Source organism: Desulfosporosinus fructosivorans (assembly GCF_004766045.1).
Lineage (GTDB): Bacteria > Bacillota > Desulfitobacteriia > Desulfitobacteriales > Desulfitobacteriaceae > Desulfosporosinus > Desulfosporosinus fructosivorans.
The window spans coordinates 76353-96530 of the sequence record NZ_SPQQ01000002.1 but is presented as its reverse complement, the minus strand read 5'-3'; the positions used below and the strand labels follow the sequence as shown (position 1 = coordinate 96530).

Below are 20178 nucleotides of genomic sequence, written 5' to 3'. Positions count from 1 at the left end.
TAAAATGAACAATGCATATTTTCAAATTAAACTTCCAGAAAATGAACCTGTAAAGGGTTATCTGCCGGGGTCACCTGAAAAAGCAGCTTTAAAGGCAGAACTTGTAAGACAATTAGCTAATCCAGTTGAAATACCAATTATTATTGGTGGCAAAGAAATTCGCACAGAGAATAAAGCAAAGATGATTTGCCCTCATGATCATCAAAAGGTACTAGGCGAATATCATGTGGCTGGCGAAAAAGAACTTTTAATGGCCATCGAAGCCGCCGAAGCAGCCAAAGAAGAATGGGAGAACATGCCTTGGGAGCATAGAGCTACAATTTTTCTAAAGGCCGCGGATCTGTTGACCGGAAAATACCGAGCAAAATTAGCGGCTGCTTGTATGCTTGGTCAAAGTAAGAATCCTTACCAAGCAGAAATTGATGCAATTTGTGAATTGGCAGATTTCCTACGTTTCAACACTTACTACGTACAAGAAATCTACAAACAACAACCAGCTAACTCAAATGGGGTTTGGAATCGTGTCGAATATCGCGCCTTGGATGGTTTTGTGGCAGCTATCACACCCTTTAACTTTACAGCGATCGGTGGAAACCTGGCCTCCGCTCCAGCCATGGCGGGAAACACTGTTTTATGGAAACCATCAACAACATCTGTACTTTCAAACTACTACGTCATGCAGATTTTTATGGAAGCTGGTTTACCAGCCGGTGTTATCAACTTTGTCCCTTGTAGAGGAGTTGACTTCGGTAAAGTTGTGGTTAGTCATCCTAAGATGGCAGGCTTCCATTTCACAGGCTCTACAGGAGTATTCAATGGTATTTGGAATCAAGTGGGTGGAAACATTGAAAAGTATGTTACCTATCCTCGTCTTGTGGGTGAGACAGGTGGTAAAGACTTTATCTTTGCTCATGAATCAGCCGATATCGAAGCACTTACCTGTGCTATTGTGCTTGGTTCTTTCGAATATCAAGGGCAAAAATGTTCGGCCGCTTCCCGCGCTTACATTCCTGAAAGTTTATGGGGTGAATTAAAAGGACGACTCGAAAATGAAATCAAGAAGATTAAGATGGGCAATGTTTGTGACTTTACAAACCTCATGAACGCAGTTATTGATCAGAAATCGTTCAAGAATATTCAAACCTATCTTGATTATACAAAGGAGTCAAGTGATGCTGAAATCATCATTGGGGGTGGATGCGACGATAGTGTAGGATATTTTGTAGAACCTACAGTCATCCTAGCCAAGACACCTACCTTCAAGACGATGGTAGAAGAAATCTTTGGACCCGTTATGACCATTTATGTCTATCCAAATGACAAATTCGAGGCAACATTAATAGACTGCGATACGGCTACGATCTATGGCTTAACAGGTGCAATATTTGCTCAAGACAGATCAGCCGTTATCAAGATGACAAAAGCCTTAGATCATGCAGCCGGTAACTTCTACATCAACGACAAACCGACCGGTGCAGTTGTTGGACAACAACCTTTCGGAGGCAGTCGTGGCTCAGGTACCAATGATAAAGCTGGTAGTGCAATCAACTTATATCGTTGGATGAGTCAACGTACAATTAAGGAGACCCTGGTTCCTCGCACAGAAGTTAGCTATCCTTATATGATTGAGGAATAATCGCTTCCTCAATCACTCCTGAAAGTATAGGTTATCACATGATGGCAGGCGGAAGTTATATGGACCAGCGCATAAACGTTTCAGACCTCAATGGCTCTAAACCATTGAGGCCTTTTTAAGATTACCTCCCTATTTTCTGCTATAATGAAGTTAGCATTAGGTTATCAGTTTGATTTCGAATTTAGCTTAAGGGTTACATAGCGTTAACTATTGCAAACGAATGATAGGGAGGGAATTGTGGTGTTTCACCCAGATTTACTTGAGATTGGCCGCAGAGCCAAGCAAGCCGCTCGTCAATTGGCATTTGCTAGTACAGAGTCGAAGAATAATGCACTGCTGGCGATGTCCGAAGCCCTCATAAATAATGAGCAGGATATCTTAAGAGCCAATAGCCTAGATGTTCAAGCTGCAGAAGAGAAAGGACTTAAGAGAAGCCTTGTCAATCGTCTAAGTCTGACCTCAGCAAGAATTGCACAAATCAGCCAAGCTCTAAAGGACGTGGTTGCCTTACGAGATCCCGTAGGAGAGGGCGAAGTGTGGACACGTCCGAATGGACTACGTATTCAACAAACTCGTGTTCCGCTTGGGGTTGTGGCGATGATCTATGAAGCACGACCTAATGTGACAGTCGATGCTGCGGCCTTGTGTTTGAAATCTGGTAATGTCGTAATTCTAAGAGGCGGATCTGAGGCCTTAGAAAGTAATAGAGTTTTGGCAAGAGTGATTGCAGAGGCCGCTGAAGACAGTGGTTTGCCGTCAGGATGTATCCAACTAATAACAGAGACCAGTCGAGAATGGGTTCAACAGTTAATGCGTATGAATGACTATGTGGACGTCATTATCCCAAGAGGGGGAGCTGGGCTGATCCAGGCTGTGGTGCAAAATGCCACCGTACCAGTGATCGAAACCGGAACAGGCATGTGTCACGCGTTTATTGACAGAGAAGCTGATTATGAAAAGGCAATCCCGATCGTCATTAATGCCAAGACTCAAAGTCCTGGGGTTTGCAATGCCTTGGAAACTATGCTCGTGGATGAAGCAATCGCCGAAGATTTTCTTCCACTAATTGGGGAAGTGCTCAAGAGCCATCAAGTCGAACTAAAAGGGTGCCCAAAAACCTGCGAAATATTGTCTTATGCAGTTCCTGCCGCCCCGGAAGACTGGGTAGAGGAACATCTTGACCTTATCTTAAGTGTTAAAGTCGTGCCCGGCCTTGATGGGGCACTCGATCATATTTATCAGTACAGTACCAAGCATTCGGAAACGATTATCACCGAGAATTATTCGCGGGCCCAACGGTTTTTAAGGGAAATTGACGCTGCCGTAGTTTATGTGAATGCCTCAACTCGTTTTACAGACGGTGGACGATTTGGCTTTGGAGCGGAAATCGGAATTAGTACTCAAAAATTGCATGCTCGTGGGCCAATGGGACTGAGGGAATTAACCACGATTAAGTATATGGTTTATGGAGATGGACAAATAGTATAAAAATAAATCCAAAAATGTTATATAGAAATAACCCCGATTTGAATTCAAGTCGGGGTTATTTCTATGCTAAAAGTCTACAAAATAATGCTCTGTTAGGCTGCTAGTTAGCGATTTTGTGTGCTATTTAATTACTAACTCTAAATTGGAATCCCTAAATTATATAGAGAGAAGGTTCTTATCTGATCTTGGTACATTTGACGTGAAATAATTTTCGGCAAACTGTAACCATAAACGAGTGGCATGGGACATGGAGCGACCTCTTTTCCATATGATAGACATGCTGTGAATGATCTGAGGGTGTGTTAACGGTAAGGAAACAATGCGATTAGTATCTAATTGCGTGCACACTACACTAGGCAAGAACGCAATTCCTAAATTAGCGGCAACCATCTGCGTCATAAGGTCAAGCTGGGAGGTTTCAAAAATTACATTCGGGAAAAATCCCACATTTCGACACTGATTTTTAATCTCATCATGTAGACTGAAATCTTTACTGTATAATACAAAAGATTCATTAGATAAAGATGCTAGATCAATGGACGATAAATGACTTATGGGATTCTGAGAAGAAACAATAACACAAAGAGGGTCCGTCGAAAAAGGAAGAGAATCAAAATAGTGATTATCTGGGACAATGCAGATCACACCAGTATCTAGAGTTCCGTCTTGAATTGCGAGTGTTACCTTTTTGGATCCATATTCAGAGAGGACAATTTCGATTTGTGGATACTTCTTTTTAAATTCTCCTAGTAGCTCAGCAAATATCGTTGAGCTAGTGATTGGAAGTAAGCCGATCGAAATTTTCCCCTTCTCAGTTTTAATTTTGTTGTTGAATTCGGTGGTGAGATTTTCAAACATAAATACGACCTGTTGTGCTTGGTCAAGAAAAACAATCCCCGTGTCAGTCAACTGTACATACTTCGACGTCCGATTAAATAGAGAAGTTCCTAATTCTGTTTCCAGATCTTTTATCATCTTACTAATCGCAGACTGGGATACGTGACGTATTGTAGCCGCTTTACTAAAACTTTGTTGGCGAGCCACTTCAACGAAATATTCTAAATGTCGAATATCTATGGTAAACACCTCCAAAGATAGTGTACTATCTAATTTGGTCATAGTAAAGATTACTATTATATATTTTACTTATAGATAGATTGGATTTAGAATATAGACAGCAACAGAGATGGTAGATGCTGAAAAGAAATCTGTATAATTATCATAAAGAGGTGATTGACTTTGAAAAATATACTGAAGATTCTTCTGCAAATCTTCTTTCTATGGGTTATTTTCTACCTTGGTACATGGGTAGTAAAGTTATTGCTCTTACCAATACCAGGAAGCGTTCTGGGCCTGATTATCCTATTTGTATTGTTGTCCACAGGGGTTATTAAAGAACAATGGTTGTCAAAAGCTACAAATCCCCTGCTAAAACATCTTTCCTTTTTCTTTATTCCTATTGCAGTACAATTAATGGAATGGAGTGATTTGTTTATGCAGAAGGGATATCTCCTATTTCTCCCCCTAGTAGTGAGTGCTTTAGTAGCATTACTAACAACAGGAGGAATTGTTCAAATCCTCACCAAAGTCCCCCAGGAAAAGAAAGGAGTGATCTCACTTGTCAAACATCGCAATGACTGCTTTCACTATTAGCATTACAGTCTCCCTATATTTTATTAGCCGAAAGATCTATTTGAAGACACAAAATGCATTGTTAACCCCTCTGTTGCTCAGCACCATTTCCATCATTATTATCCTGCACTATTCAGGAATTAGCTTTGAACAGTATAAGCCAGGCAAAGATATTATGACCTTTTTACTGGGACCTGCTACTGTCGCCCTTGCACTGCCTCTGTACCAAAACCGACAAGTACTGCGGAAATCATTTGTGCCCATACTTGTGGGAATAGCCAGCGGTGCTCTAGCTACTTTAACGACCGCCGTTTTGTTAGCCAAAATGAGTGGACTGGATTCACTTATTGTTACCTCCATCGCCACTAAATCTATCACTGCCCCTATTGCTATCGAAATCTCCCATCTCACGGGTGGAGACCCTGCCATTGCAGTTGCCTTTGTAGTCTTTACAGGTACATTAGGCTCGATGATAGGTGCAAGCTTCCTTACCTTATGTAAGATAGATGATCCTGTAGCCAGAGGGCTAGCTATGGGAGTTACGGCCCATGGCCAAGGTACAGCGATTATCTTAGAAGAAGGAAAAACTCAAGGAGCGATGGCAGGAGTAGCTATGGCGTTGTCAGCGATTTTCATTTCATTCATTGCCCCGTTTTACATTCCTTGGCTTATAAATATATAGCAGATCAGATACTTGTAACAATCGTATATGGCTAAAGCGGGTAAGATAATCAATCACGACAGTGATTGATTATCTTCTTTTCTTTTTGGAGGAATATCTTTATAATATAACTAAACCCTATCTGACTTGAATGGTCCTAAGGCCACGGATAAGTCTGTTATTATCAGGATTGGTGTTAAAATTTTAAAATGGAGCGTAATTATCATGAATGTAGCTTTTTTCCTTATACCTAAAAAAGACATTGTTTATCTTAAAGAAACTGCAACGATGCGTCAGGCTCTGGAGAGGATGGAGTATCACACTTACTCTGCAGTCCCACTTATTAATGACGAGGGTGAATATGTCGGAACGATTACAGAAGGAGATTTACTTTGGAAGCTAAAAAATACTCCGGGTTTGACCTTCCAAAATACAGAGGATATTTTTCTGAGCGAAGTGGCGCAACATGTACAGAATTCGCCTGTAACGATCGATGCCCAAATTGAGGATTTGATTTCAAGAGCAGTAGTGCAAAACTTTGTGCCTGTTGTGGACGATCAACAGATTTTCATAGGGATTGTTCGCAGGCGGGAAATGATTGAATACTGCTCGAAACTCTTGCTCCAACGAAAAGTGCAGGCCACTAATAGGACTGGAATTGCTTAAATCTGGTTCCAATTATTGAAGCCACGGGATAGCCCCGTGGCTTCTTTTGATCTGGCAAAAGTAAGTAAAAATAAGGAGGAAGAGGTTGGAAATAAATAAGAAGATAATTAAACTAGTGGTTATTTCCTTTATAGGGATCTTAGTGCTTTCTGGATGCAGTTCAGTTCAACCTCAAAATTCAGGAGATTTTCAAGATAACAAAAAAGTAGACATTCTTGGTACCCTCATTAAGTTGACTAAGAACCAGTCAGGAGAGATACTTGGAAGTATTTTAGTCGAAGGAGAAAAGGGTTCTAAGCCCTATGACCAGGCATCCATTAAAGTAACTCAAAAGACTAAGATCTATGAAAAGTCAGCTGATAAGGTCGTAAATTCAAACTTTGATTCATTGCAGGAAAACCTAAGAGTAGAAGTACGCTTCAATGGACCAGTCGCTGAATCATATCCTGTCCAGGCTACTGCCGATGAGATTATAGTATTGAAGGATGAGCAGATAGATACGCGTCCTAGCATAGGGAAAATTCATCTGGGTGACAGTCAGAGTCAGGTCAATGAGATCTTAGGGACTGTCTTTAAGGAGGAGTATTTTGCTGAGCCAGGTCATTTTCCAGAGTCGTGGAATAAAAGGACCTATGAGCAAGGGATTAGCGTTATAGTAGGAAAGGATTCTGGTCAGGTTCTCGAACTTGAGACCACCTCGGCACAGTTTCCGACAAATAAGGGAAGTAAAACAGGAGATATGGCCAAAGGCGTGTTTGATAACTATGGGTCAGACTATAAGCAGTTTGAAAGTAGACATGGAGATGGTAAAGTCGCAGGGTTTTACGAATTAGGAGATGGGCAGATAATAATTTTTGACTTGGACAAGGATGATAATTCGCTGCTGAACCAGGCGATAAAAACGGATTCTAAAGTAAAAATGATTCGCTTAACTAGAGCTGATTTTTTAGACTAGAGACAGCTTCGAAGCGGAGTCGATCGATTATCTGGGTTCCTTATTTCTACCCTTCACAATCGTCCGATGCTTCTCGCATTCTCTTGGGCAGAAACATAGTATCCTTGGGGATCGTCTCAAATCTTAGCAGAAGGCCCATTGACGATTATAAAAGCGATAATGGGCCTCATATTTACTCTATACTATGTTTACCATATCTTGAGCGTTAGAATGATAGAAAAAGATCAAAAGTACAACCTCACTATTTCGAATAGGTAGGGTTGTACTTTTTTAAGGTTTATTATCATACATCGGCATTCTTAACATCTTGAGATGAAGAATAATTTCATGGTATATAATTTAAAGACTTTTGATTCGATGGAATGTAGTTGTTCCTATCAAAAATGTGTAGATTACAGATCAGAATAGATATTACTATTTGACAAGCTAAGCAGATATATTACAATGCATAATAGTTAACATATATAACTATTATAATGATTAACCTTTTCTTTAGGATTCAATCGGTTAAAAAACAGTGAGAGGAAGAAAGCAATGGAAAATAAAGATATCGATGAGATCCTAGAGGGGATGTTCACAGTTCTACCAGTATTCTGTAAAAGAGTTCTCAAAATAAGCGACGATATTCTGAGGGATCAAGAAATATCCAGACCTCATTTTCAAATAATGAAGAATTTAAGAAGTTATGGTCCTTGCTCCATGAGTGATCTGGGCAGGTTGCTTTCCGTTTCCAAACCGAATGTTACTACTTTAGTAGATAAACTGGTTGAGTTAAATATTGTTAGAAGAAAATTTGACGATGTTGACAGACGAATAGTAAATATCGAACTAACCGAGCAGGGACGCGATTATTTTGAAAAACTTTTAGAGACACTGAAAGTAGCATTAAGTAAAAGTATGAAAAAATTCACGAAAGACGATCTGGCCTTGTTTAAAGAAACCATCAACAATATGAAGACACTCATCAGCAGAATGATTGAGGAAGAATAATTTTCATGGTAGGACTGTTACGGCTTATTAGATAAAGCAAAGGGGGATGAGTATGCAAAAATACGTCTTATACTTTAAGGAAATTGACAAACAGCATTTGGCTTACGTTGGAGGCAAAGGTGCAAATCTGGGAGAAATGACGAAAGCCGGTTTTCCGGTTCCTCAAGGATTTTGTGTCACAACCGAAGCGTATCGCACATTTATCGATACAAGTACGCAAATGAGTGAATTTTACGATCTTCTCGATCGGATAAATGCTGATGAGCTAGAACCAATCTGTATCTTGGGACAACGCATCAGGGAGCACCTAAAGTCTCTCAGTTTGCCGGAGGAAGTAAGATCAAGCATTTTGGAGGCCTGGAATATTACCGGACAAGCCCAAGCTTATGCCGTACGTTCCAGTGCAACGGCCGAAGATTTACCAACGGCTTCTTTTGCTGGACAACAAGATACGTATTTAAATGTCCTAGGTCCAGAACAATTGCTCCAAGCGGTTCAAGACTGTTGGGCTTCGCTGTTCGCGGACCGGGCTATCTCCTATCGAGCTAAAAACGGATTTGGCCATCGCTTAGTGTTTCTTTCGGTTGTGGTTCAACAGATGGTCTTTCCAGAAGTAGCAGGAATCATGTTTACAGCAGACCCCATTACAGGGCATCGGAAAACGATCTCTATTGATGCCAGCTTTGGGCTGGGTGAAGCTCTCGTATCTGGGATTGTTACAGCGGATTTATATCAGGTCCGCTCGGGAAAAATCATTAAGAAACAAATATCAAAAAAGAAAATAGCTATCTATTCGGTCCCTGAAGGTGGAACGTTCACTCAAGATATTCCTCTTGAAAAACAGGAAATACAAGCCCTAGAGGACCATAACATTATCAAGTTAGCCGAACTTGGTCAGAGAATCGAAGTCCATTATGGTTCCGAGCAGGACATTGAATGGGGGTTGGCTGACGGAGAAATATTTATTCTTCAGAGCCGTCCCATTACATCATTACACCCAGCGCCAAAAGTTTCCGATGATAAATTGCATGTCTATGTCTCGTTTAGCTATATCCAAGTGATGACCGATGCTATGAAGCCTTTAGCCATATCGCTATTGAGTTATTTGCCGAATTTTATTAAAAAAGATCCTGCTTCTTCAGGTCCTGGTTTTTTACTTGCTGCAGGCGGAAGAGCCTTTGCCGATGTTACAGGACCTCTTTTGTTAAAACCTTCGCGCAATATGTTGCTTAAAGTGTTTAAGGGTATGGATGAGTTAATGGCATCTGCCATGTCAGAAGTAATACAGCGCGAAGAGTTTCGCAATCAATCCTTCCCTAAAAAAGAAGTGTTCCGGGTGGTCCGCAAAATAGCTCCAATTGTTATTCCGATACTCATAAAAGTTCGAAGCAGCTTGCTAGTGGGAGATCCCAGTAAAGCTAGAATTCATGTTGCTTCCATAATGAAAAAAATAGTGAAAGAACATGAGAAGAATATAATGGACACATCAGGGGCAGATCGGCTCCGAGTGATACATCAAAGTATGGAAACTATGTTTCCGAATGTGCTGGCTAAAATTGTAGCTTATCCAATTACAGGAATTTTGGCATCGGGATCGCTGGCTAAGAAACTGAGTAAAAAGGTGGGAGATAAGCAAGGAGCTTATTTGTTAAGTCAATTGAATAAATCTCTGCCGGGCAATGTTACAGGCGAGCTTGGTCTGGAGTTGGGTGACCTTACCGATATTGCCAGAAAGTATCCTGAAGTCATTGATTATTTGGGAAGAGCAACTATCGAGAGTTTTTATGAAGATTTGCTTAGGGTTAGTGGTGGGTTCGAATTTAAACGGCAGTTAGAAATTTTTCTAGATAAATATGGTATGCGTTGCTCAGGAGAAATTGATATTACCAAGCCAAGATGGAATGAGGATCCTACCCAACTTGTACCGTCTATTCTCAGCAATATTCGAACGACCACGTTCGGGGAACATAGAGAAAAATTCAAGCGGGGTGAAATTGAGGCGGACCAAGCAGCCAAAGAAATTCTTTCCCAGTTTAGTTACTTCGAAAAAAGAAGCATATCCCGGTTGATTAAACTGTACCGTAATCTGATGGGAACGCGTGAAAATCATAAATTTATCGTGATAATGCTTTTGGATATTTACAAACGCGCTATTCTTGAAGAGGGACGACTCCTTGTTCAGAAAGGAATCCTGCGAGGTGAACAGGATGTATACTACTTTACTATGGAAGAACTCATTTCTTTGGTAGAGAACCGTTTTTCAGGAGGTGCTCAGGAAATTGTAGAAGAGCGGGAAAAACAACATGTGTTAGATCAGAAATTGACCCCTCCCCGCGTTATGACCAGTGAAGGGGAGATCATCACTGGCAAACTACGCGATGTTCAGGCTCCTGCAGGCGCTCTCATCGGGACACCCGTATCAGCAGGCATTGTGGAAGGAATTGCTAGAGTTGTTCTCAGACTAGAGGACGCCAAGATCAATCCAGGGGAGATTTTAATCGCACCCTATACTGATCCAGGATGGACCCCTTTGTTTATCTCGATAAAAGGACTCATTACTGAAGTCGGGGGGACGATGACTCACGGTTCGGTGGTTGCCCGTGAATACGGCATTCCAGCTGTAGTGGGAATTGATAAAGCGACGGAAATCATAAAAGACGGTTCCTTAATTCGAATAAATGGAACAGAAGGGTTCGTTCAGATACTAAGTGAACCGAGTGACTCGTTCAACAATAATTAAACATCGTGACTTCAGTGACGATAATCTCCAGTGCGATAGTTTCCAGAGGAGACTATCGCCGAAGCCCTAGTACTAAAAGAAATACCTAACGGCGTAGGATAAAGTATAGTTGAAGTCGCTACCCCAAAAGAAGTTCCAAACGGATGTAGGAGAGACTATCGCCGAAGCCGTGATCCCAAAAGAAGTTCCTAATGGCGTAATATTGTTCTCGTCGAGCTCTATTTCAAAAGGAAAATTGTTTTAAAGAAGGATTATTACCATGATGCCCGGGCAGGAGATTAAAAACAGGGTCTGATAAAATTTGTTGACAATAATAGTTGCTATATCTATAATTGTTATAACCATAAAATATTTAAAGGAAGTGTAAAAATGAAAAGCAAGATCGCCAATGCCATTAAACTTAAGACCCAACCTGTTGCCGTATTTCGCACAGATTTAAAACCTGAGGGAGCTCTACAATTTAAGGAGGAAAAGTGGGGCTGTGTTACATCAATGTTAAATGCCGCAAGTAAGGGGCGGAGCGTAGTGTTCGATTCAAAAACCTCTGGGTGTGGGGGCGGAGCAGTGGGTCTAGGCTTTAAACAATTCGAATTGGGTTTTATGGAGTATTTTTTGTCCACTGGTGGAGTAGGTGGACAAGAGGGAGAATTTTACAAAAAAAATCCTGAGCTAGCAGCAAAATTTATAACCGGTTTACCAGTCGTCTCTCCAAAAACGTATATTGTCTTTAAACCTTTGGTAGAATTAGTAGAAGGTGAAATACCTGAGATAATCATTATTTTAGCCAATCCTGACCAAATTTCCGCTCTGATGTGGTTTGTCAATTACGATAAACCGACCCAAGATAATGTTAAAGTAGACTTTGGAGCTGGTTGTCATCAGTCCATATTGTATGCGCTAGATCAAGTGGAGGCAGAGAATCCTAAGTGCTTTATTGGACTAACCGATCCCTCGGCACGCAAGTTTATCGACAAAGATATCCTCTCCTTCAGCATCCCATATAAGCGCTTTTTAGAGTTAGAAGAGCAAGTGGAAGAAAGCTTTTTAACAAAAGAAACGTGGCTGAAAATTGCAGAAAGGATCTAACTCAGTGGAGCAAGGGTACTGCCCCTTGCTTTTTAAAAGGGGATAAGATTTGGAGAACAAAGTATGAACTACTTAATATTCATGCTATTATCTTTAGATGGGTATCGATGAAGAAGGGGAAACTATGAAAGATTTTAATATAGAAAATTCTTTAGGGTTTATAGTTGCTAAGACAAACTACTATATGAAATCCTATTTTACTAAGTTAATAAAAGACAATGAATTAAACATTACAACAGAACAATGGGCAATTCTTAATGCGGTGTATCATAATCCTGGAGTATCACAAACCGACTTAGCGCGAGCATGCCTTAAAGATAAAACAAACGTAACAAGGATTTTGGACTTATTAGTGAAAAAAGGATATGCTGCTAGAAACATTGATCTAAATGACCGCCGGATTTATAGCGTAACCCTTACAGAGTTGGGTGAAAGTGTCCTGGAACAACTCATCAATATTTCAGATAGTGCAAATATGGCTTGCATATCTGATTTAAACAGAGATGAATATTTAGAACTTGTGCGTACATTAAATATCTTATCTATCTCAATTGAGAAACTACTATAAGTAGAGAAAAGTTGAAGCTACTCATAGTAGAGAAAGTTGATATGCGCCTGAACTCATAAGTAGTATTTAATGCTTCATCTCTAAAAATGGATGAAGCTGTTTCTATGCGAGTATCATTTGTCAAATATTCACGGATTAGCTCTCCCTACTTGCAAGGATGGGGTACGTATAACTTAGCGAAGAGGGGATATGTTGTTGAATGTACTGTATATCACCAGAGATGATGCATCCTAGAGAAGGAGATATCACTTCGGAAGTAGAAGAAGTGATAATTCCGATTTGGTTATTAATCCCCCTCGTAGAAGTGGAGTTCCACGACTAAATGACTAGGATTACAAATGCAGGGTAGAGTTTTTCCGGAAAATAGATAAGTATATTGAGGGGGTTACGAAATGCTCAATGCTAATCCCGTACCTGAAGGCCGGATTTGGAACAAAACTTTCTTTTTAATAATGCTTGTATCATTTTTAATGTTTTTATCAATGTATATGCTACTGCCAACCCTCCCTTTGTATGCTCAGACGCTCGGAGGTAACGAGACTGTAGCTGGAACAATTGTCGCCGTTTTTACCCTCTCAGCGGTTTTGGTACGCCCTTGGTTTGGTAACTTGCTTGATCGGAAGGGAAGAAAACTAATTCTCATCATCGGAGTTGGCATTTTCTTTATTTCAGCACTTGCTTATAACCTTGTCTTCTCAATCATTACTTTACTAGTTCTAAGAGTAGTTCACGGTATTGGATGGGGGGCATCTACTACTGCCACAGGAACAATAGCTTCAGACGTAATACCGGCTGTCAGGCGATCTGAAGGAATGGGGTACTATGGAATTTCGGCCACCATCGCGATGTCTCTTGGACCAGCTTTAGGGCTATATCTAGTGGAGTACAGAAGTTACTCAGTCTTATTTACAGGATCGGCAATCCTTGCCGCCCTGGGATTGGTCGGCTCGTTTTTTATTAATTATGAAATACCTCGTAAAGTTCAAGATGAAGTCAAAGTCCCTCTAGTAAAAGGTGTAATCTTAGAAAAGACCGCGATACCTCCGGCTTTGGTTTTGTTCTTTATCACCCTAACCTATGGTGGCATAGTAAGCTTTTTACCTTCGTATGCAGCCTACCGAGGCGTTGAAAACATTGGGATATTTTTCACGGTATATGCTCTCGTATTATTGTTAGGTCGTCCGATAATAGGGAAATTGGCAGACCGATATGGTGCCCGAAAATTTCTAGTCCCCGGAATATTAATGATAGCTACAGCTCTTCTTATACTGGTTAAGGCATCTTCCTTGCCAATGTTTCTTCTTGTGGGAGTTGTTTACGGCCTTGGTTTTGGAACAGTACAGCCAATTTTAAACGCCTTGGTCATATCTTTATCCCCACCCGAACGTAGGGGTGCGGCCAACGCAACGTTTGCAGTGGCTATGGACCTAGGCATTGGGCTTGGTGCAGTTACGCTCGGCTTCTTAGCTCAAAAAATGGGCTACGAATACATGTATGGCTGCTCAGCTATTTTTGCTTTGTTAGCCTTGGTTATGTACTTTGCCTTACTTCGCAAAAAACTGCCCCAATAGGAATTAAGAATTTGCATCACTTCAGAAATGTAAGGGGCGTTTTGTTTTGCGGAGTAAAACCGTCAGAATTACGCTTCTTTCTCGTCTATAAGTGTAGGAGGAAGTAACAATGTAAACGAATGTCCAAAATCTATTTGGGTAAATTGTGGAGGGTTATTTAGTGACTCATACTGGGCCGATAAGTAATTTTCTTGAGATCGGTATTGAACCCTATAACGAAACCAGTGCTGAGTATCTTTATAAGATATTTGGCAAAGATATGGTCCAAGGCCAGCAGTTTGTTACATTGGGGACTTCGACTGTAACTGATGGGGTTGCCAACGCGCCAGTAAATGTTGCTTCAGGTGAGAAAGGTGAGAATGAAGCCAATAGATCCTCGATACTTCGTATGTTGGTTTATACACTTGGCGCAACAACCGTTCTCGGAGCTGCAGCTGTTGGACTAAAACGTTTACTTCCTATCGGGAAAAAATGAAGGGGAATAGAATTTATCATGTTCAAACCAGCTAATAAACTTGCCTTAAAGTGGATAATTGCAACACTCGCTCTTACTCTTACTCTTACTGTCGGATGTTCGCCATCGAGTACACAGTCTCCACCCTTGCAACCGGATTCGACATCTCCAACGACTCCATCCTCAGAAACTACACCCCCATCGTCATCAGAACAACCCCCAGATACTGCTCGAGAGCTATTATTAAATATGCGGAAATTGGCGGAGCAAGGGAAAGTAATTAACAGTGATTTCCCTGCAAAGACAACCGCAATAGAAGATGTAAAGAAAAAATGGGGGGAGCCGGATAAAACTGAATGGGTAGCAACTGCCAAAGGAAGCTATGCGACCTATGCAATGCATGAAATGGTTTTCGGTTTCAACAAAGGTTCACAAATCTTTGATGTTCGTTCATTTGATAAACAATTGAAGAGCCTTTCCCTTAATAAAACTAAAGAAGTGTACGGAACTCCTGCGTATGATGTGAAAGTCAATGGAGAAGAAATCATCGGTTACACTGCAGGGGCGGAGTTTAAGATTGAATTTGTATTTCCAGAACCGACCAATACTAATTCCAACCCCATGATGGATCATTATCTCGTTCTTTATCCTAGAGGCACCGTCAATAATATGGCGGACGACCCCGGTCGACAATGGTAGACATTAAAGCAACTCAGCTATTTAAATGCTGAGTTGCTTTTTGTTGGTGGATCGCTTCCCTTTGACCGCTGGATTGAATTTAGGTATTCTTTGAACCTAATGGTTAATGTACGGAAGACTTGCGCTAGGGGAAGCATTTAGGCATTTCGGGCAGACATAGACATGACTCTTCGCGGCTGAAATGATATGTATTTTAAGGGTTTCAGCCGTGTATTGGATCCACTTACTTAAGTGGTCCATCCGCTGACAATTTGGGCAAAGCAATAACACTGTCGTTTCACCACCTCTGGGCAGTTTATGAACGACAGGATATAAGTGTTACAGCTAATGTGCCCCTCCGCTGAGTGTAGATAAGTAGGTGGAGGAGGATTTAGTAATTCCTCTGCAAACTTTTCTTCTTTCAGGGAACGATAATACTAAGATATTGTCAAAGAGAGGGAGTAAACTTATGCAAAAGGTTTTAGTCGCCGAAATTGGAAGTGAGATGACGGTAGTGAATGCCTTTGGTGATTTAGATGCGGAAAATCCCCTGTTACTTGGGCAGGGAATTTCTCGGACAACATTACGCAATGGGGATATCGGAATTGGATTGCGATTTGCGGTTACTGCATTAGAAAAAAATATCGGACCGGTAAGTTCTTTAGGCAAAATTCCTTTTTATGCGACGAGTTCGCTATCATCGCAAGGCGCTGTTCAGAAGGGCAATGTTCAATATTCTCCAGATTCTTTGGGCATTCATGAAATATGGCATTTTGTCCAGGATAGGATTCTGACAACTCCAGGAGCAATCACGCAAGCTGCCCAACTCATTTATGAAGAAGTAGGAGATGTCCTAGTTATTGCTGTTGAAGGGGCATCGACGGCGGTATACTCGATAACTTCACGGAATGATATACATCAGAAATCAAAATCAAACCTGAAGTTGGAGCCAATAGCGTATCAAACGATTGAAGAAGACCTTGGTATTTTTAGCAATGCCTTGACTTTAGTGAAATTAATAGGCGAAAATAACATCAAGGAGCGTCATGGCCAAGGTTGGAAAAAATTATTAAAATTAAGGCCTGAGACGCCCGAAGAGGTGGCTCTTAGCGCGGAGTTAACTGATGCGGCAATAACAACTGCTCTAGAAAGGCATAGTGGACGATTAAATAATTGGGTGAGTGGCAATGTTGCGAGTCTTGAGGGTCGGGATTTAAAGGGGATTCGGTGGATTGTTGGAACTGGTGCGGCACTCACTCAGCTACCAAATGGTCTCGAAATAATGAAGCAAAGCATTATGAAGAAGACCGATGCTATGTTTCCTCAAGAAGGCATAGCTGTGTTGTTAGATCGAGATTGTATTATGGCATCCATGGGAGTATTAACAACGACCTTTCGACTAGGGGCCTGGCAGCTGTTGCGGGAATCACTTGGAGTAGAGAATTAGAAGGGGTAGTTCGTTTAATGAATAATCAAAACAGTAAGCTCTCAGTTGGAATAGCGATGTTGTTTGAGACAATTCTCATAATTACAGCTTTTTTGAGTATTGCTTCAAGACAATGGAAGAATGTATCCTTGACGCTACTCGCTATGGTATGTCTTAGTCTTCCTTTTCTAATTACATATTCTGCGAACCTAAAGAACTTTGTGCTACCTCCTAGTTTTCAATCAACAACGGTAGTATTTGTTTTTTTGGCACAATACATGGGGGAAATTCGGAAATTCTATCAAATATTTTGGTGGTGGGATTTACTTCTTCACGCTATATTTGGTAGCTATGCGCTTATAATTGCCTTATATTTAATAAAAGGGATTTTCAGAAAGGAACAGGATACTACCGAGCAGAGGTTTACCTTATTTGCAATAATATTTGCCTTTAGCTTTTCGATCGCCTTAGGTACTTTGTGGGAGATGTTTGAGTTTATAGGAGATTACTTATTTAAATCGGGTATGGTAAAAGGAGGTCTTGAAGACACCTCGACAGATCTACTAATCAAAATTTTGGCTGCATTTATTACTGGAATAATATGCTATTATTGCAATTTTAAAAAAGTTAACTCATTCAACTAGTGATGGACGTCAAGACTTCCTGTGGAGAGACTTTATTTTAAGGGGGCAATGTGATGGATAGATTTATACTCATTCTACTTGGAATCGTGGCACTCTTTTCGAGTATAACCTACCTAATATGGCGCGTATCACCGCGAGTCAAGCTAGTTAAATACACACCCACCGTACTTTGCCTACTCGTCGGGGTATATTTCTTTTACATAGGCAAGACAGGTCAAGTGCATGAAGGATTCGCGGATCTTGCAAATATTATTTTGTCTATGATGTTTCTTGCTGGTTTTGTTTCAGGGTTAGCAACCAGCATAATCATAGATTTGATAGTGCCAAGATTTAAATCGAAGTAACGAAATACTTCTAAAAAAATGTAAAAATGCCTATTTACATTGACGTAGCGTAAAGGTGTATAGTTATTTCAACAGGAGGTGATCACATGGAATACACAGTGCAAAAATTAGCTCAGATGGCAGGTGTCAGCTCTCGAACTCTGAGATATTATGACGAGATAGGTATGCTTAAGCCAGCAAGAATCAACTCGTCAGGATATCGCATTTATGGGCAAGATGAGGTTGATCGGTTGCAACAGATTCTTTTTTATCGAGAGCTTGGTGTGAGCCTTGAAAGTATTAAAGAAATTGTAACTGCGCCAACTTTTAACGGAGCACAGGCACTGAGAGAACACCGTGAGAAGCTTCTTGAAAAGCGAGAGCAATTGGATCTGTTGATTTTCAATGTCGAAAAGACCATTGCGCTTACTGAAGGGGGAATTAAAATGATGGATAAAGAAAAGTTTGAAGGGTTTAAACAAAAACTAGTCAATGACAATGAAGCAAAGTATGGTAAGGAAATTCGCGAAAAATATGGAGATGAGACGGTTAACAAGTCCAATCAGAAAGTCAAAGGAATGTCTCAAGAGCAACATGATGAGGTGACAAAGCTTGGGACTGATGTTATCGAAACCCTTCATGCTGCGTTTAAAACTGGGGACCCTGCTGGAGAACTAGCTCAAAAAGCTGCAGATCTCCATCGTCAGTGGTTGTGTTATTATTGGGATAGCTACTCGAAAGAGGCGCATGCCGGACTGGCTCAAATGTATGTCGATGATCCGAGATTTACTGCATATTATGATGAGAAACAACCAGGCGCGGCCAAGTTTTTAAGAGATGCAGTTCTGGTTTATATCGGAGCGTAAGAAAATTTTAGCTTAGATTGGAAACGAAGGGACAGTTGCGTTGTTTAGGCTTTTATGGCAGAGACGACGTTTTAGACAGGAGGGGGCGTAATAAAACTTGGGAAATTTTCTGAGTGGTGGTGCGCTGTCCCCAAAAAGAGGATTAAACACACACCTATGGAATGGTGAATAATCCTTGACAATAACGGCAATTCTCGAACAAAAAGGGTCTGTAACAAACTGGAAAACAAGTTTAGTTACAGACCCCTTTCTTTTCGAAATCAAATATGTGCTCAGCCATCTTTACCGTGGGTCATACCCTACCACGGTCCATATTCCGCTTTGATCTTGACGGATTAGACGCTTAACATAAACAGTTTTAACCGGACCGTCTAATATTTGAATTACTGCATCTGTACCTGTATTTGATATGACTTTGAGGGAGTTGTAATCGAGTGGTGGTTCACCCTCGATCCCCTCCGGGGAGATTTGCAGCACGGCAAAGGTAAATGCCACTTGTACAGGGTCGAGTTGCCAAGGGCTACTTCCTGCATCAACCTGTTTTTGATTGTTCTTAACGATTTCCATGTCAATCTCTACTTCTACTGTAGGCTGATTAGGGAGGACTTGGCCGCTTTGAGGGATAACCATATTATTTGATAATTGTTTTGCTAATTCCGCAGGTCTTTGTCCCTGAACTGTAATTTCTAGGTCATTTTTCTGCCAACGCAGACTATCTGGAAAAATTTCTAAGGGAGCTCCATCTACCTGCCCGCAGGCTGCAAGAGGAGAAAGAACGAAAGGAGCCGTAGCTTTAGACTCGATCACAATCGTATCTTCAAAGTCAAAGACGATTCGGTTAGAGGAGGCAAAGATTCTTTGAGGTTTTTCAGAGAGCTGAAGCGGAGTAAAGCCACTTACCGCGATTGCTTCTGTTAGGGTAGCTACAGGTTTATCTGGATTTTGATCAACTATCTGATATTCCTTAGGTGGATTGTAGTTGAAGGTGGTGTCTGGAATTTTAATGTTTGTTTCAAGAGTAACAAAAGTATAAGTCGTTTGAATGGACTTCTGCATAGCGGTCTGAAGTTGAACTGGCATGTGAGTGTCAGGATCTATCCATAAATAATAGGGTAAACCGCCAGGGGGAGCAATCTCTAGGCGAGTGGCAGTACGACCAGCAATTGTGTCTTGCCCGACGATTTTATGGGGATATTGCTGAGCCTTTGTCGCTTCTTTTTGGATGTCAAAATCATGCGGATCAAGGTATATGGGCAGTAGTGTGATTTCTTTGTTTTTCGGTTGAGTCATCCAGCGAAGTTCTCCGTTATTCGCCGTCACCACGCCCTCGTCACTACTGGTAGCGTATTTACTTCCCTCGGACCAAATCTCAGTTCGCTGGATGACCTGATGTTCACCTGCGCCATTTGTACTGACCTTTTCTAGGATTCCGTGATAGTTCTGAAGTTGTTTAACGGTCTGTTCCATTGCTAAGACAATATCTTTGTTGGAATGTGACCAGGGAGAAATCAAAAAGATAATGACTAAGACACTTGCAATTAAGGCGCTCCAAGATAAGAACCTTTTGCGAGGTTTAGACACTTTAAGGAGTTTTTGATATAAGGTATGTGAGAATTCTACGCTGGGTTCTGGAATAGGACGTTGGTTTTTAATTCTCCTAGTCAGCATCTGAAGTTCCGCGACATCTTGATTGTTGCTCTCGATAGGCTGACGTTCTAAATTGAGAGCATTGATGAAATCGTCTAGCTCTAGCTCTAGAGACGTTTGAGCTAAGCCTTTTTCGTATGGATTCAT

The 20178-nt window shown here is 41.0% G+C and carries 20 protein-coding genes; 18 read left to right on the top strand and 2 right to left on the bottom strand.

Translation table 11 applies throughout. The annotated features are described in order from the left end of the window. Positions 1–4: 4 nt before the first annotated feature. Both pruA and E4K67_RS04660 read left to right on the top strand, forming a co-directional pair. Positions 5–1636, top strand: a complete 1632-nt coding sequence (gene pruA, locus E4K67_RS04665) for an L-glutamate gamma-semialdehyde dehydrogenase (RefSeq protein ID WP_135545270.1) — start codon at positions 5–7, stop codon at positions 1634–1636. A gap of 237 nt (positions 1637–1873) precedes the next feature. Next, on the top strand, positions 1874–3124 hold the full coding sequence (locus E4K67_RS04660; RefSeq protein WP_135545269.1) for a glutamate-5-semialdehyde dehydrogenase: 1251 nt from the start codon (positions 1874–1876) through the stop codon (positions 3122–3124). A gap of 156 nt (positions 3125–3280) precedes the next feature. On the opposite strand, the gene E4K67_RS04655 is transcribed toward E4K67_RS04660, so the two are convergent. Next, positions 3281–4201, bottom strand: coding sequence for a LysR family transcriptional regulator (locus tag E4K67_RS04655; protein WP_135545886.1), 921 nt, complete (start codon positions 4199–4201; stop codon positions 3281–3283). A 162-nt stretch (positions 4202–4363) separates the two neighbouring features. Here E4K67_RS04655 and E4K67_RS04650 point away from each other — a divergent pair, with 162 nt between their 5' ends. The 16 genes from E4K67_RS04650 (at position 4364) to E4K67_RS04580 (ending at position 18384) form a co-directional block, all read left to right on the top strand. After that, positions 4364–4777 carry a CidA/LrgA family protein gene (locus tag E4K67_RS04650; RefSeq protein WP_135545268.1) on the top strand — a complete coding sequence of 138 codons (414 nt, stop codon included), beginning with the start codon at positions 4364–4366 and terminating at the stop codon, positions 4775–4777. Beyond that, positions 4743–5438 (top strand): LrgB family protein, encoded by a 696-nt coding sequence (locus E4K67_RS04645; RefSeq protein WP_243454333.1) that lies wholly within the window; start codon positions 4743–4745, stop codon positions 5436–5438. Before E4K67_RS04650 ends, E4K67_RS04645 begins: the two co-directional genes overlap by 35 nt. A 204-nt stretch (positions 5439–5642) precedes the next feature. Continuing rightward, positions 5643–6083 (top strand): CBS domain-containing protein, encoded by a 441-nt coding sequence (locus E4K67_RS04640; protein ID WP_135545884.1) that lies wholly within the window; start codon positions 5643–5645, stop codon positions 6081–6083. A gap of 85 nt (positions 6084–6168) precedes the next feature. Beyond that, complete coding sequence (locus E4K67_RS04635; protein ID WP_158408393.1) at positions 6169–7038, top strand: DUF3221 domain-containing protein; 870 nt, start codon at positions 6169–6171, stop codon at positions 7036–7038. A gap of 534 nt (positions 7039–7572) precedes the next feature. Beyond that, positions 7573–8028, top strand: a complete 456-nt coding sequence (locus E4K67_RS04630; protein WP_135545266.1) for a MarR family winged helix-turn-helix transcriptional regulator — start codon at positions 7573–7575, stop codon at positions 8026–8028. 52 nt (positions 8029–8080) lie between these two features. Then, positions 8081–10768, top strand: a complete 2688-nt coding sequence (locus E4K67_RS04625; RefSeq protein ID WP_135545265.1) for a phosphoenolpyruvate synthase — start codon at positions 8081–8083, stop codon at positions 10766–10768. A 369-nt stretch (positions 10769–11137) separates the two neighbouring features. After that, positions 11138–11854, top strand: a complete 717-nt coding sequence (locus E4K67_RS04620) for a DUF169 domain-containing protein (RefSeq protein ID WP_135545264.1) — start codon at positions 11138–11140, stop codon at positions 11852–11854. 124 nt (positions 11855–11978) lie between these two features. After that, entirely contained in the window at positions 11979–12422 is a 444-nt protein-coding gene (locus E4K67_RS04615) for a MarR family winged helix-turn-helix transcriptional regulator (protein WP_135545263.1), read from the top strand. Between the two features lie 199 nt (positions 12423–12621). After that, positions 12622–12744 (top strand): hypothetical protein, encoded by a 123-nt coding sequence (locus E4K67_RS31015; protein ID WP_274594834.1) that lies wholly within the window; start codon positions 12622–12624, stop codon positions 12742–12744. A gap of 70 nt (positions 12745–12814) precedes the next feature. Beyond that, on the top strand, positions 12815–13993 hold the full coding sequence (locus E4K67_RS04610; protein WP_135545262.1) for an MFS transporter: 1179 nt from the start codon (positions 12815–12817) through the stop codon (positions 13991–13993). A gap of 160 nt (positions 13994–14153) precedes the next feature. Further along, on the top strand, positions 14154–14468 hold the full coding sequence (locus tag E4K67_RS04605) for a hypothetical protein (protein WP_135545261.1): 315 nt from the start codon (positions 14154–14156) through the stop codon (positions 14466–14468). Between the two features lie 18 nt (positions 14469–14486). Then, entirely contained in the window at positions 14487–15146 is a 660-nt protein-coding gene (locus E4K67_RS04600) for a YjgB family protein (RefSeq protein WP_135545260.1), read from the top strand. Positions 15147–15594: 448 nt separating this feature from the next. Next, the gene (locus E4K67_RS04595) at positions 15595–16572 is read left to right on the top strand and encodes a glutamate mutase L (protein WP_135545259.1); all 978 of its coding nucleotides are present in this window, start codon (positions 15595–15597) and stop codon (positions 16570–16572) included. 17 nt (positions 16573–16589) lie between these two features. After that, positions 16590–17195: a DUF2238 domain-containing protein gene (locus E4K67_RS04590; protein WP_135545258.1), complete on the top strand. Its 606-nt coding sequence runs from the start codon at positions 16590–16592 to the stop codon at positions 17193–17195. Positions 17196–17248: 53 nt separating this feature from the next. Beyond that, positions 17249–17539, top strand: coding sequence for a hypothetical protein (locus tag E4K67_RS04585; RefSeq protein ID WP_135545257.1), 291 nt, complete (start codon positions 17249–17251; stop codon positions 17537–17539). A gap of 86 nt (positions 17540–17625) precedes the next feature. After that, entirely contained in the window at positions 17626–18384 is a 759-nt protein-coding gene (locus E4K67_RS04580) for a MerR family transcriptional regulator (RefSeq protein ID WP_135545256.1), read from the top strand. Between the two features lie 282 nt (positions 18385–18666). Here E4K67_RS04580 and E4K67_RS04575 read toward each other — a convergent pair whose 3' ends face one another. Continuing rightward, entirely contained in the window at positions 18667–20178 is a 1512-nt protein-coding gene (locus E4K67_RS04575; RefSeq protein ID WP_135545255.1) for a LolA family protein, read from the bottom strand.

What these genes read in the sequence shown, in the direction of transcription:
- E4K67_RS04610 (WP_135545262.1), top strand. Translation starts at nt 12,815, where the DNA reads ATGCTCAATGCTAATCCCGTACCTGAAGGCCGGATTTGGAACAAAACT.
- E4K67_RS04580 (WP_135545256.1), top strand. Translation starts at nt 17,626, where the DNA reads ATGGAATACACAGTGCAAAAATTAGCTCAGATGGCAGGTGTCAGCTCT.
- E4K67_RS04595 (WP_135545259.1), top strand. Translation starts at nt 15,595, where the DNA reads ATGCAAAAGGTTTTAGTCGCCGAAATTGGAAGTGAGATGACGGTAGTG.
- pruA (WP_135545270.1), top strand. Translation starts at nt 5, where the DNA reads ATGAACAATGCATATTTTCAAATTAAACTTCCAGAAAATGAACCTGTA.
- E4K67_RS04640 (WP_135545884.1), top strand. Translation starts at nt 5,643, where the DNA reads ATGAATGTAGCTTTTTTCCTTATACCTAAAAAAGACATTGTTTATCTT.
- E4K67_RS04620 (WP_135545264.1), top strand. Translation starts at nt 11,138, where the DNA reads ATGAAAAGCAAGATCGCCAATGCCATTAAACTTAAGACCCAACCTGTT.
- E4K67_RS04585 (WP_135545257.1), top strand. Translation starts at nt 17,249, where the DNA reads ATGGATAGATTTATACTCATTCTACTTGGAATCGTGGCACTCTTTTCG.
- E4K67_RS04575 (WP_135545255.1), bottom strand. Translation starts at nt 20,178, where the DNA reads ATGAATCCATACGAAAAAGGCTTAGCTCAAACGTCTCTAGAGCTAGAG.
- E4K67_RS04590 (WP_135545258.1), top strand. Translation starts at nt 16,590, where the DNA reads ATGAATAATCAAAACAGTAAGCTCTCAGTTGGAATAGCGATGTTGTTT.
- E4K67_RS04615 (WP_135545263.1), top strand. Translation starts at nt 11,979, where the DNA reads ATGAAAGATTTTAATATAGAAAATTCTTTAGGGTTTATAGTTGCTAAG.
- E4K67_RS31015 (WP_274594834.1), top strand. Translation starts at nt 12,622, where the DNA reads ATGTACTGTATATCACCAGAGATGATGCATCCTAGAGAAGGAGATATC.
- E4K67_RS04630 (WP_135545266.1), top strand. Translation starts at nt 7,573, where the DNA reads ATGGAAAATAAAGATATCGATGAGATCCTAGAGGGGATGTTCACAGTT.
- E4K67_RS04625 (WP_135545265.1), top strand. Translation starts at nt 8,081, where the DNA reads ATGCAAAAATACGTCTTATACTTTAAGGAAATTGACAAACAGCATTTG.
- E4K67_RS04600 (WP_135545260.1), top strand. Translation starts at nt 14,487, where the DNA reads ATGTTCAAACCAGCTAATAAACTTGCCTTAAAGTGGATAATTGCAACA.